Source organism: Streptomyces sp. NPDC038135 (genome assembly GCF_055601245.1).
This window is the reverse complement of record NZ_JBVJXS010000014.1, coordinates 21,660-37,256: the sequence shown is the minus strand read 5'-3', so window position 1 is coordinate 37,256 and position 15,597 is coordinate 21,660. Positions and strand designations below refer to the sequence as shown.

Here is a 15,597-nt window from a genome sequence, read left to right as displayed (position 1 = left end):
CGGGGGGACCCCCAGAGCACGCACCGGACGCCGCGACGCCCGCCCTGCGGGCGAACGACGCGACTTTGCGGACACGACCTAGGCCGTCCCACGGTGTGCGGCCACCGCGCCGACACCGAGGAGGCGCGGCGCCGGGCGCCCCGGTGCGGACCGAGCGGAAGGCCCTGGTCAGCCAGGTGTGGACGGCACGCCGGTGTCCCACCGCGGTGGTCTGCCGCCCACCCGCCGCACCGCCAGCGCGCCCGCCCCGCAGCCGCTCGCCGCCGCCTCCTCGGGAGCCGCGCCCGCCAGCAGGGCGGCCAGGAACGCGCCGGTGAAGGCGTCGCCCGCGCCCGTCGTGTCCACCGGATCGGCCGGCACGGCGGGAACCCGGGCCACCACGGCCCCGGCACACGCCACCACCGCACCGTCCACCCCCGCCTTGGCGGCCACCAGCGGGACCAGCCGGCTCAACTTGGCCGCCGCGTCGCCCGGTTCGGGCAGTCCTGTCAGCAGACACGCCTCGTCGCGGCTGGGCAGAAGCACGTCGACGCCCTCCGCGAAGGCCAGGAAGCGGTCCACTCCGAAACGCACGAGGAAGCCCGCCGACGCCGGGTCCAGACTGACCGGCACGCCCCGCGCGCGGGCTGCGGCGAGAGCCACCCCGGCCAGCGCCCGGCTCCGCTCCGAGAACAGCAGATAGCCCGACAGGTGCAGCCGGGCCACGCCCTCGAGCAGCGCGTCGGACCAGTCGGCGGGTTCGAGCCGCAGCGACGCCCCGCTGTCCGTGAGGAACGTGCGCTCGGCCGAGGCGCCGTTGTCGACGAGGCAGATCACCGTCCCCGTCGGGGCCTCCGCGTCGATCACCAGCCGGGGCCGCACCCCCGCCGCCACCAGCTCCCGCTCGTGCCACCGGGCGGCGTCCGCGCCAACCCGGCCCAGCAGCCGCACCTCCGCGCAGCCCGCGTGCGCCGCCCAGCAGGCCACGTTGGCGCCCGCGCCACCCGGCAGGGCCCGGATCGCGGCGGCCGTGTCCGTGCCGGCCGCGAGCGGCCCCCGGTGCCGGGCGACGACGTCGGTGACGACGTCCCCGACGACCAGCAGCGCTCCGCTCCCGCCGGAGTTCACCCCCTGGCCCACGCGGTGGCAATCCGCGTCGCCAGCCGGACGTTGCCGCGCACCGCCGCCAGGTTGGCGCTCAGCGAGGCCCCGTCCGTGTGCCGGACCAGATAGTCCAGCAGGAAAGGCGTGACCCCCTGCCCGGTGACCCCCTCCTCCTCGCAGGCGCGCAGCGCGTCGGCGAGCACGCGCGCGTGCAGCCCGGGATCGAGCTGCTCGTCCTCCGGGACGGGATTGGCGACGATCAGCGCGGAATCCGGCCCGTGGAGCGCGTCCTGCGCCTGCATGACCCGCGCGACCTCCTCCGGGCCGTCCAGCGTCCAGTCGACCGGATGCCCGGAGTCGGACAGGTAGAAGCCGGGGAACCGGCCGGTGCGGTACCCGGCGACGGCCACGCCCAGAGTCTCCAGCCGCTGCAGCGTCGCCGGCACGTCCAGGATCGACTTCACCCCCGCGCACACCACGGTGATCCGGGTCCGCGCCAGCAGACCCAGGTCAGCCGACTCGTCCTGCGTCACCGTCCACTGCCGGTGCACACCACCGAGACCGCCCGTGGCGAACACCCTGACGCCCGCCAGCGCCGCGAGCTGCGCCGTGGCCGACACCGTGGTCGCCCCGCTCGCCCCCGCCGCCACGGCCAGGGGCAGGTCGCGATGGCCCAGCTTGCGGATGCCGTCCTCGTTCGCGACCCGCTCCAACTGCCCCTTGTCCAGGCCGACACGGGGCCGTCCGTCCAGCAGGGCGACGGTCGCGGGAACGGCGCCCGCCTGCCGCACCACATCCTCCAGTTCCAGCGCCACCGCCAGATTGCGCGGACGCGGCAGCCCGTGCGCGATGATCGTCGACTCCAGGGCCACCACCGGCCGCCGGGCGTCGAGCGCGTCCCGGACCTCTTCCGACACCACCAGCACCACGTGCCCGCCTCCTGTCCGTCGGTCCTCTCTCATCCCTGGCGGGCGCCGGACCCGGATAAACGCTTGCGGTCTGTGGGGGACACCACCAGCCTGGGCCGCATGACCGACCACACCACGCGTCTCGACCATGTCGTCCTGTGGGTCGCCGACCCCGCGGCGGCCGCGGCCTTCTACGAGAACGCCGTCGGCCTCCAGCCCCTGAGGCTCGCCGAGTACACCGACGGAAAGGTGTCGTTTCCCTCGGTACGCGTCAACGAGGAGACGATCCTCGACCTCGCGCCGCGGACCCTCGCCGAGCACATGAACATGCTTCCCGGCGCCGCCGACAGCGCCGGCCACCCCGTGAACCACGTCTGCCTGTCCCTGCCGTCCGCCGGATTCGACGCCCTGCGCGCCCGTCTGGACGAGCGGGACGTCCCCCTGACCGACATCGGGTACGGCTCCTTCGGCGCCCGCGGAGAGGCCACGCGCAGCTTCTACTTCCGGGACCCCGACGGCAACGTCATCGAGGTCCGGCACTACGGATAGCCCGCCCGGCCCCGTCAGAACAGCGGCTCGGGCAGCACGCCCTCCAGCGCGAGCAGCTTCCGCTTGGTCTCCAGCCCGCCTCCGAAGCCGCCGATGCCCCCGCCGCTCTCCACCACCCGGTGGCACGGCACGACGACCGGAAGGGGGTTGGCGCCCATCGCGGCGCCCACCGCCTGCGCACCGCCGGGTTGCCCGACCCGCCCCGCCAGATCCCCGTAGCCGACCACCGTGCCGTACGGCACCGAGCCGGCCAGTTCGCGCAGCACCTGCCGGTTGAAGCCGGAGATCAGCGACCAGTCCAGGGGCAGGTCGAAGTCGTGCCGCCGGCCGGCGAAGTACGCCTCGAGCTGCCGTATCGCCTCGTGCAGCAGCGGCGACCGCGGGTCCTCGACCGGCTCGGCGCCCATCCGGGCGGTCAGCCGTTCCAGGGCCCGCTCGCGCACTCGGTCCGAGGCGTGGAAGACGACGTTGACCAGACCCTCACGGGTCGCCGCCAGCATCAGCGGGCCGATGCCGGTGTCCACGACGGCCCACACGACCCGCTGCCCGTCCTGCCCATGACTCTCCATGCGGTCACCGTACGACCCGGCACTGACAACGCCCCACCGCCCGCGACGGCTCCCGGTCAGTCCGCGTCCAGGGCCGCCCGGACCACGTCCGGCTTGTTGGTGATGATGCCGTCGACGCCGTAGCGCGCGACCTTCCGGGCGGTGGCGGCGTCGTCCACCGTCCAGGCGCACAGCCCGAGCGGTCTGCCGTGCGGTCCGTCGAAGGCGCGCAGGGCGGTCACGTAGGTCCCGGTGATCGACCCGTACGAGGGATTGATCAGATCGGTGAAGCGCGCGTACCGCTGCAGCTGGGCAACGGACGGCCTGCCGAGGTAGGCGGTGGTGAGCGCCGGCTTCAGCTCGTGCACGGTGCGCACGCTGTCCGCGCTGAAGCTCTGCACGACGAGCCGGCCCAGATGCGCTCGGTCCAGCCAGCCCTCGTTGCCGAGTAGCTTCAGGGTCTGCCCCTCGATCCCCGGGTACAGCTCCGGGTTCTTGATCTCCAGGAGCAGCTTCTCGTGGTTGTGCTCCACCCGGCGCATGTACTGCTTCAGGGTCGGCACGCGCGTGCCGGCATACGAGGCGGAGAACCAGCTGCCCGCGTCCAGCCGGGCGATCTCCGCGGCGGTGAAGTCCTTCACCTTCCAGGGAGCCCGGCCGGGGAAGACCCTCTCCACGTTCGTGGTGCGCCGCAGACTGTCGTCGTGGATCACGACCAGCTGGCCGTCCTTGGTGCGCTGGACGTCGTTCTCGACCCAGGAGAAGCCCAGCCGGGCCGCCTTGTCGATGGAGGCCAGGGTGTTCTCCGGGGCGTAGGCCGAGGCGCCGCGGTGGGCGATCACCACCGGCCCGCGGGCCTCGCCCGCCCGGGCGTCGGACGTGGGGGTCAGCAGCACCGCCGCCCCCAGGATCGCGGTGGCCGTGGCGGCGACTGCGCGCGCGTGCATGGGCGGACTCCTCCCGTCGAACGAATACCGACAGCACCAGAGTGGCAGCAGAGAGTCAACGGCACCCGGGCGCGGGAGGGCCACACGGTGAACGGGGGCGGCCGATTCCGCACACCGGTGCGGCACATGTGGGGCAAGGGCGTGTTTCTTTGCCGGAAAATCGTTCGACCATTCCGGTGCGGGTCATACTCTCTGCGTCAACCCTGGCCGCCCGCGCGGCCCGGTACGGGGGCGCAGTTCGGATATTCCGGGACGCAACAGGACGGAAGGGCTGCCGCGCATGCAGGGCACGGTCGACGGATTCAGCTACGGGGTCGTCACCCCGCTGGTGGCCTATGTCATGGCCTGCCTCGGCGGCGCCCTCGGCCTGCGCTGCACCACCCGCGCCCTGCTGGTCACGCACTCCCGGCGGCCCGCCTGGCTCGCCCTCGGCTCGGCCGCGATCGGCTCCGGCATCTGGACGATGCACTTCGTCGCGATGATGGGCTTCCGCATCGAGGGGGCGCCCATCCACTACGATCAGCCCATCACCTACGCGAGCCTCGGCCTCGCCATCGTGATGGTGGGCGTCGGGCTGTTCATCGTCGGCTACCGGGGAGCCACCGGCGCCGCACTGTTCACCGGCGGCACGATCACCGGTCTGGGCGTCGCCTCGATGCACTACCTGGGCATGGCGAGCATGCGCTTCGACGGACGGTTCGCCTACAGCACCGTCACGGTGGCCGCGTCCGTCGTCATCGCGGTGGTGGCCGCCACGGCCGCCCTGTGGGCCGCCGGACGCGTCCGGGGCGTGCTGTGGAGCGTCGGCGCGAGTCTGGTGATGGGGCTCGCCGTCACCGGCATGCACTACACCGGCATGGCCGCTCTGAACGTCCACCTGCACAGCGCCTCCGCGACCGCCGCGGGCGGGCCGCCGGCCTCGGTACTCGTGCCGATGCTGATCGGCCCGCTCGCCTTCCTGCTCCTCGCCGGCGCCGTCATGATGTTCGACCCGCTGATGGTCATGGGCCGGCCGGCCCAGGCCCCGGTCGAGGACAGGCCGGGCGTCCCGGCCGCCGCCGTCGCCTCCCACCCGGCCCGACAGGCACAGCTCCGCCCCGGCCGCCGGCCCGTCGGTCACCCGCGCCAGCACGCCTCCGGGACCCCGCAGAACCGCTGACCGGGACCCGTTGTCAGTGGGGGGTCGTACGGTTGATGGCATGCGGCCCGTTTCCCACATCGAACGCACGGTGGCGCCCATCGAGGTCGTCAGCCCCTACCAGCCCAGCGGTGACCAGCCGGCGGCCATCGCCGACCTGGCCAAGCGCATCGAGGCCGGTGAGAAGGACGTCGTCCTGCTCGGCGCGACCGGCACCGGCAAGTCCGCCACCACCGCGTGGATGATCGAGAAGCTCCAGCGCCCCACCCTCGTGATGGCGCCGAACAAGACGCTGGCCGCGCAGCTGGCCAACGAGTTCCGCGAGCTCCTGCCGAACAACGCCGTCGAGTACTTCGTCTCGTACTACGACTACTACCAGCCCGAGGCCTACGTCCCGCAGTCGGACACCTACATCGAGAAGGACTCCTCGATCAACGAGGAGGTGGAGCGGCTGCGCCACTCGGCGACGAACTCGCTGCTCACCCGCCGCGACGTCGTCGTGGTCGCCTCCGTGTCCTGCATCTACGGCCTCGGCACCCCGCAGGAGTACGTGGACCGGATGGTCCCCCTCAGGGTCGGCGACGAGATCGACCGCGACGACCTGCTCCGGCGCTTCGTCGACATCCAGTACACCCGCAACGACATGGCCTTCGCCCGGGGCACCTTCCGCGTCCGCGGCGACACCATCGAGATCTTCCCGGTCTACGAGGAGCTGGCCGTCCGCATCGAGATGTTCGGCGACGAGATCGAGGCCCTGTCCACGCTCCATCCGCTCACCGGCGAGATCATCAGCGACGACCAGCAGCTGTACGTCTTCCCCGCCTCCCACTACGTCGCCGGACCCGAGCGCATGGAGCGTGCGGTCAACGACATCGAGAAGGAGCTCGGGGAGCGCCTGGCCGAGCTGGAGAAGCAGGGCAAGCTCCTGGAGGCGCAGCGCCTGCGCATGCGCACCACGTACGACATCGAGATGCTCCGCCAGATCGGCACCTGCTCCGGCGTGGAGAACTACTCGATGCACTTCGACGGCCGCCTGCCCGGCTCGCCGCCCAACACGCTGCTGGACTACTTCCCGGACGACTTCCTGCTCGTCATCGACGAGTCGCACGTGACGGTGCCCCAGATCGGCGCCATGTACGAGGGCGACGCCTCCCGCAAGCGCACCCTGGTCGACCACGGTTTCCGGCTGCCCTCGGCCCTGGACAACCGGCCGCTGAAGTGGGAGGAGTTCCAGGAGCGCATCGGGCAGACCGTCTACCTGTCGGCGACCCCGGGCGCCTACGAGCTGTCCCGCGGGGACGGGGTCGTGGAGCAGATCATCCGTCCGACGGGTCTGGTCGACCCGGAGGTCGTGGTCAAGCCCACCGAGGGGCAGATCGACGACCTGGTGCACGAGATCCGCAAGCGCACCGAGAAGGACGAGCGCGTCCTGGTCACCACGCTCACCAAGAAGATGGCCGAGGACCTCACCGACTACTTCCTGGAGCTCGGCATCCAGGTGCGCTACCTGCACAGCGACGTCGACACCCTGCGGCGTGTCGAGCTGCTGCGCGAGCTGCGTTCCGGCGAGTTCGACGTCCTGGTCGGCATCAACCTGCTGCGCGAGGGCCTCGACCTGCCCGAGGTGTCCCTCGTGGCGATCCTCGACGCCGACAAGGAGGGCTTCCTGCGCTCCGGTACGTCCCTGATCCAGACCATCGGCCGCGCGGCGCGCAACGTCTCCGGCCAGGTCCACATGTACGCGGACAAGATCACGCCGGCGATGGAAAAGGCCATCGACGAGACCAACCGGCGCCGGGAGAAGCAGGTCGCCTACAACAAGGCCAACGGCGTCGACCCGCAGCCGCTGCGCAAGAAGATCAACGACATCGTCGCCCAGATCGCCCGCGAGGAGGTCGACACCGAGCAGCTGCTCGGCTCCGGCTACCGCAAGCTGAAGGACGGCAAGGGGGCCAAGGCTCCCGTCCCCGCGCTCGGAGACAAGGCGGCCAAGGGCGCGAAGGCGGGCAAGGCCGCGAAGTCCGCCAAGGGCAAGGCGGCGGCCGGCGTGCCGACGGACCGCCCGGCTGCCGAACTCGCAGAGCAGATCGAGGAGATGACCGAGCGCATGCGCGCGGCGGCCGCCGAGCTGCAGTTCGAGATCGCCGCCCGGCTGCGCGACGAGGTGTCCGAGATGAAGAAGGAGCTGCGGCAGATGCGTGAGGCGGGCATCGCCTGAGGACCCTTCAGGGCCCGCCCTGTGACGCTCCTGTGGTGCCGGACCTCGGCATATGCGCCAAGTGTTGCAACACCGACACAAAGCGCGGTCCGGGGTTCGGCACTGTCAGTGCCCCTGCGTAGGGTTCTGGCAACCGCGCAGTGCGCGGCAACCGGGGAACACGAGAGGGGAATCAGCCGTGACCGTCAACTTGTCCAAGGGTCAGGCCATCAGCCTGGAGAAGAAGGACGGGGCCAGTCTGAGCGCGGTCCGCATGGGTCTCGGCTGGCAGGCGGCTCCCCGCCGCGGCCTCTTCGGCTCGCGTACGCGGGAGATCGACCTCGACGCCTCAGCGGTGCTGTTCGCGGACCGGCAGCCGGTCGACGTCGTCTTCTTCCGGCACCTCGTGAGCGACGACGGCTCCGTGCGGCACACCGGTGACAACCTCGTCGGCGGTGCGGGCCAGGGCGGCGACGACGAGGCGATCCTCGTCGACCTGCAGCGCGTCCCGGTCCACGTCGACCAGATCGTCTTCACCGTGAACTCCTTCACGGGCCAGACCTTCCAGGAGGTGCAGAACGCGTTCTGCCGCCTCGTCGACGAGACCACCGGCCAGGAACTCGCCCGCTACACGCTGGCGGGCGGCGGCGAGTACACCGCCCAGATCATGGCGAAGGTGCACCGGTCGGGCTCGGGCTGGACGATGACCGCCCTGGGCGAGCCGGCCAAGGGCCGTACGTTCCAGGACCTCATGCCGGCGATCCAGCCGCACCTGTAGGACCGCCGCCGGAAGCGGCGCGCACGACATCACGACACAGGGGGGACGGCGATGACGGCCGAACTGGTGCGGGGACAGAACCACCCGCTGCCCCAGGTCCGGCTGGAGATCCGCATCTCGGCCGGATCGCCGGTCCTGGCGGGTGCCGCGCTCGGCGACGAGCACGGCACCGTGCACGGCGCCGAGTGGGTGGCCCATCCCGGCGCTCCCACCCTGCCCGGCATCGAGGTGTCCCCGCAGGCGGCCGCCGATCACCGCCTGGCCGTCGACCTGGCCGCGCTGCCGGAGGCGGTGCACCGCGTCACGGTGCTGCTCGCCCTGCCGGAGCGGCCGGGGGGCCCGCTCCGGTTCGGCTCGCTGGCCGCACCGACGGCGGCGGTCACCGGTCTCGACGGCGCTGAGATCGCCCGCTTCGTCCTGACCGGTCTGGACGCCGAGTCGGCCGTGGTCGCTCTGGAGCTGTACCGGCGGCAGGGCGCCTGGAAGGTGCGCGCGGTGGGCCAGGGCTACGCCGGCGGCCTCACCGCCCTGCTCGCCGACCAGGGCCTGCCCTCGGCCGCCGAACTCGCCGCGGACGTCGAGGAGGCGGTCGCCCGTGGCCTGGCACGGGCCGTACCGGCACCGCCCACGCCGTCCACGCCGGGCATCCCAGCCGTCCCCGATTCCCCGGAGCCCCGGCGGGTCGGGGCGGACGCCAGCCGCGACCCGGCCGGTGGGCGGGCTCCCGGTGGCCCGATCGACTACACCCACCCCGGCCGCCGTCCCGGCGCCACCCCGCCGCCCGCCCGGTCGCCGGCCGCGTCCCACGCCGCCTCCGACGGGCAGCCGCCGCGGCCCGTCGCGGGCGACGCCGTGGGCTGGTCGATGGACGAACGGCTGTACAACCAGGTCTGGGGCATGTTCGAGGACCTGGCCCGCACCACGGCCGCGTACCGCAGCGCCGTCGACTTCGCAGACTCCCGCCTGGAGAAGGAACTCGACCAGGCCCTCGCCGACCCCCGCGCCCGGCTCGGCGCGGCGGGCGACGCGGCGCGGGAGGCGGCCCAGGCACGGCACACCCAGCTGGTCGACCAGGCCCGGGCCGCGCTCGACCGCGACGTCGCGCAGCTCGCCGCCGAGTCCGAGGTGGTCGAGCCCGCGCTTCCCCCGGCCTGTGCCCGCTGGGACAACCCCGTCTGGCACGGATACCGGGTGCCGGCCGAACCGCCGATGGCCATGCGGCTCGGCGACCTGCACCTGCCGGAGAGCGCCCCGCTGTCCATACCGCTGCTGGTCAGGCTCCCGCTCGAACGCGGCCTGTGGATCGACAGCGGCCCGGCGCCGGGAGCCGACGACGTCTTCCTGGACTCCGCGGAGACCCGCCGGCTCGCCATGGACGCCGCGGTGGCGCTCGCCGTCCGGCTGCTCGCCGTCCATCCGGTGGGGGAGTTCACCGTTCAGGTCCTGGACCCGGCCGGTACGGGGGCGCAGGCGCTCCTGCCACTGACCCGGACGGGAGTCGTCGCCCTGCCGTCCCTGGCCGGCGCGGCGGGCGTGGCCGACGTCCTGGGACGGCTCACCCGGCGGGTCGACCTGGTCCAGATGGCGCTCCGCGGCGGGGCGGCCGAGTCACTGCCGCCCGACTTCGACCCCGCCCAGCAGCTGCTGCTCGTCAACGACTTCCCGCACGGCTTCGACGACCGGGCGGTGACCCAGTTGCGCTACCTGGCCGACGAGGGGCCGGCCGTCGGCGTCCACCTTCTGATGGTCGCGGACCGTGAGGACGCCGCCGCCTACGGGCCGTTGCTCGATCCGCTGTGGCGTTCGCTCATGCGACTCACCCCCGTCCCCGACGACCACCTCGCCGACCCCTGGGTCGGCCACGCGTGGACGTACGAGCCCTCGCTCGTGCCGTCCGGCAGCGGTGTCCTTCAGCGGGTGCTCACCGAGGTGGCCACAGCCCGCACCAAGCGTAAGTAAAGTGCTCCTGGCCAGCCGCTTTGGGATTCTATTTACCAATCACTTTACCTTTCCTTGGTGATTGGGGTACTGTTTTCCGTGCGGAGGGGAGTACTCCCTGATTGCGGCGCACCCGTCAGTACGGACCGTTACGGATCCCGGGGCGCCGGCCCACGCGGGTGGAAGAGACCTCCGGCAATGACAACGCAGATGTGTTTGCCATGACCTATGCCGGAGGTGCAGTGCAAGTCTCCCCGACCCTGTGGGTCCTCACCATCGTTGGCCTCGCCGTCCTCATCGCGGTCGACTTCTTCATCGGGCGCAAGCCTCATGACGTGTCGATCAAGGAGGCGGGCACCTGGACGGTCGTCTGGATCGCCCTCGCCGGGCTCTTCGGCCTCGGCCTCCTCCTGTTCGGCGGCGGCGGGCCGTCCGGCGAGTTCTTCGCCGGCTTCATCACCGAGAAGTCGCTGAGCGTCGACAACCTCTTCGTCTTCGTCCTGATCATGGCGAAGTTCGCGGTGCCCTCGCAGTACCAGCAGCGCGTGCTGCTCGTCGGTGTTCTCATAGCCCTGGTGCTGCGTGCCGTGTTCATAGCCGCCGGCGCCGCGATCATCGCCAGCTTCTCCTGGGTGTTCTACCTCTTCGGCGCCTTCCTGATCTGGACCGCCTGGAAACTCGTCCAGGACGCCCGGGCCGACGAGGAGGAAGAGGAGTTCGAGGAGAACAAGCTGCTGAAGGCCGCCGAGCGAAGGTTCGGCGTGGCGGACCGGTACCACGGCACCAAGCTGTGGATCCAGCAGAACGGCAAGCGGGTCATGACCCCGATGCTGGTCGTGATGCTGGCCATCGGCACCACGGACGTGCTCTTCGCGCTGGACTCGATCCCCGCGATCTTCGGCCTGACCCAGGACCCGTACATCGTCTTCACCGCCAACGCCTTCGCCCTGATGGGACTGCGTCAGCTGTACTTCCTCATAGGCGGCCTGCTGAGGAAGCTGGTCCACCTGTCGTACGGCCTGTCGATCATCCTGGGCTTCATCGGCGTCAAACTGGTGCTGCACGCCCTGCACGAGTCCGGGGTCCACGTCCCCGAGATCAGCATCCCGGTGTCGCTGGGCGTGATCTGTGCCGTCCTGGCCATCACCACCGTCACCAGCCTGATCGCCTCGCGCAAGCAGGCGGCGGCCGAAGTGGCGGACCCCCGGAGCGGCGAACCGGCCGAGCGCATAGACGCCTGACCGGGACCGGCGCGACAACCGACACCGAACCCGCGAGGCGCCGGCCGCACCGTGACCGGCGCCCCGCGCAGGAAGGATGACAAGGGATCCGGAAAGAACGGAATGCGAATCCTGTACGGGTCTGTCACGATCGCAGCATGATCGCTCGGCTCAGACCGCTCACCACCCAGTGGACGTTCCTCGTGCCGGTACTCGCGGTCGTCCTGCTCGTCCTCACCTGGGGTCGCGCCCTCCCCGGCCCGCTCGTCGCGCTGGTCACCCTGGTCCTCGCCGGGTCCGTCCTCGCCGCCGTGCACCACGCCGAGGTGGTCGCACACCGGGTGGGCGAGCCCTTCGGCTCGCTGGTGCTGGCCATCGCCGTCACGATCATCGAAGTGGCCCTGATCGTCACCCTCATGGTCGACGGCGGCGACAAGAGCGCCTCCCTGGCCCGGGACACCGTCTTCGCCGCCGTGATGATCACCTGCAACGGCATCGTCGGACTCAGTCTTCTCGTGGCCTCCCTGCGGCACGGCACCGCGGTCTTCAATCCCGAGGGCACCGGCGCCGCCCTGGCCACCGTGGCGACCCTCGCCACACTCAGCCTGGTGCTGCCGACCTTCACCACCAGCAAGCCCGGCCCCGAGTTCTCCACCGTCCAGCTCACCTTCGCCGCGTTGTCCTCGCTGATCCTGTACGGACTGTTCGTGGCCACGCAGACCCTGCGGCACCGTGACTACTTCCTGCCGGTCAGCCGGCAGGGCGATGTGATCACGGGGGACGACCACGCGGTGCCCCCGTCCGCGCGCACGGCATGGATCAGCCTCAGCCTGCTCGGCCTCGCGCTGGTCGGGGTGGTCGGTCTGGCCAAGGGGGTGTCCCCGACCATCGAGTCCGGGGTGGAGGCGGCCGGCCTGCACCAGGCGGTCGTCGGTGTGATCATCGCCCTGCTCGTACTGCTGCCCGAGACCATCGCGGCGCTGCGCGCGGCCCGCCGGGACCGGGTGCAGACCAGCCTCAACCTGGCGCTCGGCTCGGCGATGGCCAGCATCGGCCTGACCATCCCCGCGGTCGCCCTGGCCTCCATCTGGCTGTCCGGCCCGCTCGTCCTCGGCCTCGGCGCGACCCACATGCTGCTGCTGGCGCTGACCGTGGTGGTCAGCTCCCTGACGGTGGTTCCCGGCCGGGCCACCCCCCTGCAGGGCGGTGTGCACCTGGTGCTGTTCGCGGCCTATCTGGAACTGGCGATCAACCCCTAGGCGCGTCGGGGGACGGCGCCGGCCCGGGGCCGGTCAGCCGGCGGCCGGCTCCATGGCGGGCGCGGGTGCGGGCGCGGGCCGGGTCTCCGGCAGCAGGGCGAAGCAGACCAGGCTCACCAGGGCGATCCCGGTCAGATAGGCGCCCACCCCCCACGGGACGCGGCCGCCTCGGTCCGCCAGGGCCGTCGCCACGATCGGGGTGAGGGCGCCGCCCAGGACGCCGCCGAGGTTGTAGCCGACCGCGGCGCCGGTGCAGCGCACCCGCGCCTCGTACAGCTCGGGCAGGTACGCGGCGATCACCGCGAACATGGTGATGAAGGCGATCAGCGCGCCCAGGATGCCGAGGAACATCAGCAGCGGTTCACCGGTCGCGAGCAGCGCGACCATCGGCAGCATCCACAGCGCGCAGCCCGCGCAGCCCGCCAGGCACAGCGGTCGCCGGCCGTAGCGGTCGCCGAGCAGCGCCATGAGGGGCGTCAGCGCCCCCTTCACCGCCACGGCGGCCATGACGCAGGTCAGCATGACGGTCCGGCTCACCCCGAGCCGTCCGGTGGCGTACGCCAGCGACCAGGTCGTCACCGCGTAGAACACCGCGTACCCGGCGGCCAGCGCCCCGGCCGTCAGCAGCACCAGCCGCCCGTGGCGCCGTACCACCTCCACGAGCGGTACGCGCGCGTGATCGTCGATCTCCAGGAAGCGGGGACTCTCGGTGAGCGAGGCGCGCAGCCACAGCCCGGCCAGGGCCGGCACCCCGGCCGCCCAGAACGGCACCCGCCAGCCCCACTGGGCGAACTGGTCGTCCGGCAGGGCGGCCGACAGCGCGAGCATCACGCCGTTGGCGAGCACGAAGCCCACCGCGGGCCCCACCTGGGGGAAGCTCGACCACAGGGCACGCCGTCCCGGCGGCGCGTGCTCGGCGGTCAGCAGCACCGCCCCGCCCCACTCCCCGCCGAGCCCCAGCCCCTGCAGGAAGCGCAGCAGGAGCAGCAGCACGGGGGCGGCCGCTCCGATCGTCTCGTACGTCGGCACACAACCGACCGCAACCGTCGAGGCGCCGGTCAGCAGCAGCGAGGCGACCAGTACCGGCCGCCGTCCGCGCCGGTCGCCCAGGTGTCCGAACAGCACCGAGCCGAGCGGCCGCGCCACGAAGCCCACCCCGAACGTCCCGAACGCCGCGAGCGTCGCGGCCAGCGGGGAGAACGACGGGAAGAACAGCGGCCCCAGCACCAGGGCCGCCGCCGTCCCGTAGACGAAGAAGTCGTAGAACTCGATCGCGGTCCCGGCGAGCGAGGCGGCCGCCAGCCGCGGCATGGAAGGCGCCCTCACAGGGCGTACGGGCTGCATGTCGCGTCAACCACCCGCGGTGATCTTGGGTTACGGGGGCGCGCGGAGCTGATCCAAGACCGGGGCGTGAGCCGGACCACCGGCGTACGCCGCCCTCGCCCTCGCCCACGCCTCATCGGTCCGTCGCCCGCGTCTCGCCCGCCCCCGGCCACTCCTCGCCCACCCCTCGGCCACTCCTCGCCCACCCCTCGGCCGCCCGTCCCACCGTGATAGACCGGGTCCGAGCAGCGGTGGCGAACGCGCCGCCCCGAACGGACCGGAGGAACCGTGCCCCGCACCCTGGCCAACGCCCCGATCATGATCCTCAACGGGCCCAACCTGAACCTCCTCGGTCAGCGTCAGCCCGAGATCTACGGCAGGGACACGCTCGCCGACGTGGAGGCGATGTGCGCCAAGGCCGCGGCCGCGCACGGCGGGACGGTGGACTTCCGCCAGTCCAACCACGAGGGCGAACTGGTCGACTGGATCCACGAGGCGCGGCTGAACCACTGCGGCATCGTCATCAACCCCGGTGCCTACTCGCACACTTCGGTGGCGATCCTGGACGCGCTCAACACCTGTGACGGCATGCCGGTGCTGGAGGTGCACATCTCCAACATCCACCAGCGCGAGTCGTTCCGGCACCACAGCTACGTCTCGTTGCGCGCCGACGGCGTGATCGCGGGCTGCGGGGTGCAGGGTTACGTGTTCGGCGTGGAGCGGGTCGCCGCGCTGGCGGGGGCGGCTCGGGCCGACGCGTAGTCCACCGCGCGTCTCGTCCAGGGGCGGCCGCCGGGCACGCGGCGTGCCGACGCCGGACGTTGCCGCTGCCCGGGCCGCCGGTCGAGGGCGGGGTTGGAGACCGGCGGCCCCTACCGCCCAGGAGCCGTCGTCCTGTGCGGCGCTGCTACCAGTTGACCGCGTGTCACGTGGCCCGGGGAGCGCGCACGAGCACCCGGAGCGTGTGAAGAGTTCACACGGGGCGCGTGCCATGGAGTGCGCGCCGGGCGTGCCTCAAGGGCGTGCGCCCGGCGTGCGTCGTGCCCTCGCGGCTACCACCCGCGCGCGTGCCACTCCGGCAGGTGCGGCCGTTCCGTGCCGAGCGTGGTGTCGTTGCCGTGTCCGGGGTAGACCCAGGTCTCGTCCGGCAGCACGTCGAAGATCTTCGTCTCGACGTCGCGGATCAGGCTGGCGAACGCCTCGGGATCCTTGTGGGTGTTGCCCACACCGCCGGGGAACAGGCAGTCGCCGGTGAAGACGTGCGGATGCCCGTGCGGGTCGTCGTAGACCAGGGCGATGGAGCCCGGGGTGTGTCCGACGAGGTGGCGGGCGGTGAGTTCCACGTGGCCGACCCGGATGACGTCGCCGTCGTCGACGAGGACGTCGGTGGGCACCGGGATGCCGGGCGCGTCCTCCCGGCCGGCGTACGTGCGCGCGCCCGTGGCGGCGACGACCTCGGCGAGCGCCTGCCAGTGGTCGCCGTGCCGGTGGGTGGTGACGACGGACGCGATGCCGTCGTCACCGATGGTGCCCAGCAGCGCTCCCGCGTCGTTGGCGGCGTCGATCAGCAGCTGCTCGTCGGTGGCCCGACAGCGCAGCAGATAGGCGTTGTTGTCCATCGGGCCGACCGCGACCTTGGTGATCATCAGGTCTTTCAGCTCGTGCACGTCCGCGGGTCCGCCGACCCTGACCTCTCCGCTGTACGTCAT

The 15,597-nt window shown here is 72.0% G+C and carries 14 protein-coding genes; 8 read left to right on the top strand and 6 right to left on the bottom strand.

Going from position 1 to position 15,597, the window contains the following annotated elements; translation table 11 throughout:
- Positions 1–168 precede the first annotated feature (168 nt).
- Complete coding sequence (locus tag ACZ7JA_RS33365; RefSeq protein ID WP_470812185.1) at positions 169–1,119, bottom strand: carbohydrate kinase family protein; 951 nt, start codon at positions 1,117–1,119, stop codon at positions 169–171.
- On the bottom strand, positions 1,104–2,012 hold the full coding sequence (locus ACZ7JA_RS33360) for a pseudouridine-5'-phosphate glycosidase (RefSeq protein WP_470812183.1): 909 nt from the start codon (positions 2,010–2,012) through the stop codon (positions 1,104–1,106). The genes ACZ7JA_RS33365 and ACZ7JA_RS33360 overlap by 16 nt, the downstream gene beginning before the upstream one ends.
- Positions 2,013–2,111: 99 nt before the next feature.
- On the opposite strand from ACZ7JA_RS33360, the gene ACZ7JA_RS33355 reads away from it, so the two are divergent.
- Complete coding sequence (locus ACZ7JA_RS33355; protein WP_351672900.1) at positions 2,112–2,540, top strand: VOC family protein; 429 nt, start codon at positions 2,112–2,114, stop codon at positions 2,538–2,540.
- A 14-nt stretch (positions 2,541–2,554) separates the two neighbouring features.
- Here ACZ7JA_RS33355 and ACZ7JA_RS33350 read toward each other — a convergent pair whose 3' ends face one another.
- Together ACZ7JA_RS33350 and ACZ7JA_RS33345 are read right to left on the bottom strand one after the other, a co-directional pair.
- On the bottom strand, positions 2,555–3,109 hold the full coding sequence (locus tag ACZ7JA_RS33350) for a methylated-DNA--[protein]-cysteine S-methyltransferase (protein ID WP_389304321.1): 555 nt from the start codon (positions 3,107–3,109) through the stop codon (positions 2,555–2,557).
- A gap of 56 nt (positions 3,110–3,165) precedes the next feature.
- Positions 3,166–4,035 (bottom strand): glycerophosphodiester phosphodiesterase, encoded by an 870-nt coding sequence (locus tag ACZ7JA_RS33345; RefSeq protein WP_351672896.1) that lies wholly within the window; start codon positions 4,033–4,035, stop codon positions 3,166–3,168.
- A gap of 280 nt (positions 4,036–4,315) precedes the next feature.
- On the opposite strand from ACZ7JA_RS33345, the gene ACZ7JA_RS33340 reads away from it, so the two are divergent.
- The 6 genes from ACZ7JA_RS33340 (at position 4,316) to ACZ7JA_RS33315 (ending at position 12,565) form a co-directional block, all read left to right on the top strand.
- A complete protein-coding gene (locus tag ACZ7JA_RS33340) occupies positions 4,316–5,194 on the top strand; it encodes an MHYT domain-containing protein (protein WP_470812180.1) in 879 nt (292 codons plus the stop codon).
- Positions 5,195–5,234: 40 nt separating this feature from the next.
- Positions 5,235–7,391, top strand: a complete 2,157-nt coding sequence (gene uvrB / locus ACZ7JA_RS33335; protein WP_389451991.1) for an excinuclease ABC subunit UvrB — start codon at positions 5,235–5,237, stop codon at positions 7,389–7,391.
- Between the two features lie 178 nt (positions 7,392–7,569).
- The gene (locus tag ACZ7JA_RS33330; protein ID WP_351672890.1) at positions 7,570–8,148 is read left to right on the top strand and encodes a TerD family protein; all 579 of its coding nucleotides are present in this window, start codon (positions 7,570–7,572) and stop codon (positions 8,146–8,148) included.
- A 51-nt stretch (positions 8,149–8,199) separates the two neighbouring features.
- The gene (locus tag ACZ7JA_RS33325) at positions 8,200–10,107 is read left to right on the top strand and encodes a TerD family protein (RefSeq protein WP_470812177.1); all 1,908 of its coding nucleotides are present in this window, start codon (positions 8,200–8,202) and stop codon (positions 10,105–10,107) included.
- Between the two features lie 221 nt (positions 10,108–10,328).
- Complete coding sequence (locus tag ACZ7JA_RS33320; RefSeq protein ID WP_470812175.1) at positions 10,329–11,327, top strand: TerC family protein; 999 nt, start codon at positions 10,329–10,331, stop codon at positions 11,325–11,327.
- A gap of 137 nt (positions 11,328–11,464) precedes the next feature.
- Positions 11,465–12,565: a calcium:cation antiporter gene (locus tag ACZ7JA_RS33315; RefSeq protein ID WP_351672884.1), complete on the top strand. Its 1,101-nt coding sequence runs from the start codon at positions 11,465–11,467 to the stop codon at positions 12,563–12,565.
- Between the two features lie 33 nt (positions 12,566–12,598).
- Here ACZ7JA_RS33315 and ACZ7JA_RS33310 read toward each other — a convergent pair whose 3' ends face one another.
- Positions 12,599–13,876, bottom strand: coding sequence for an MFS transporter (locus ACZ7JA_RS33310; protein ID WP_403678148.1), 1,278 nt, complete (start codon positions 13,874–13,876; stop codon positions 12,599–12,601).
- A gap of 300 nt (positions 13,877–14,176) precedes the next feature.
- Between ACZ7JA_RS33310 and aroQ the strand changes: the two genes are divergently transcribed.
- Entirely contained in the window at positions 14,177–14,650 is a 474-nt protein-coding gene (aroQ, locus tag ACZ7JA_RS33305; protein WP_351672880.1) for a type II 3-dehydroquinate dehydratase, read from the top strand.
- Between the two features lie 290 nt (positions 14,651–14,940).
- Here the strand turns inward: aroQ and ACZ7JA_RS33300 are convergent, their stop codons facing one another.
- On the bottom strand, positions 14,941–15,597 hold the full coding sequence (locus tag ACZ7JA_RS33300; protein ID WP_351672878.1) for an MBL fold metallo-hydrolase: 657 nt from the start codon (positions 15,595–15,597) through the stop codon (positions 14,941–14,943).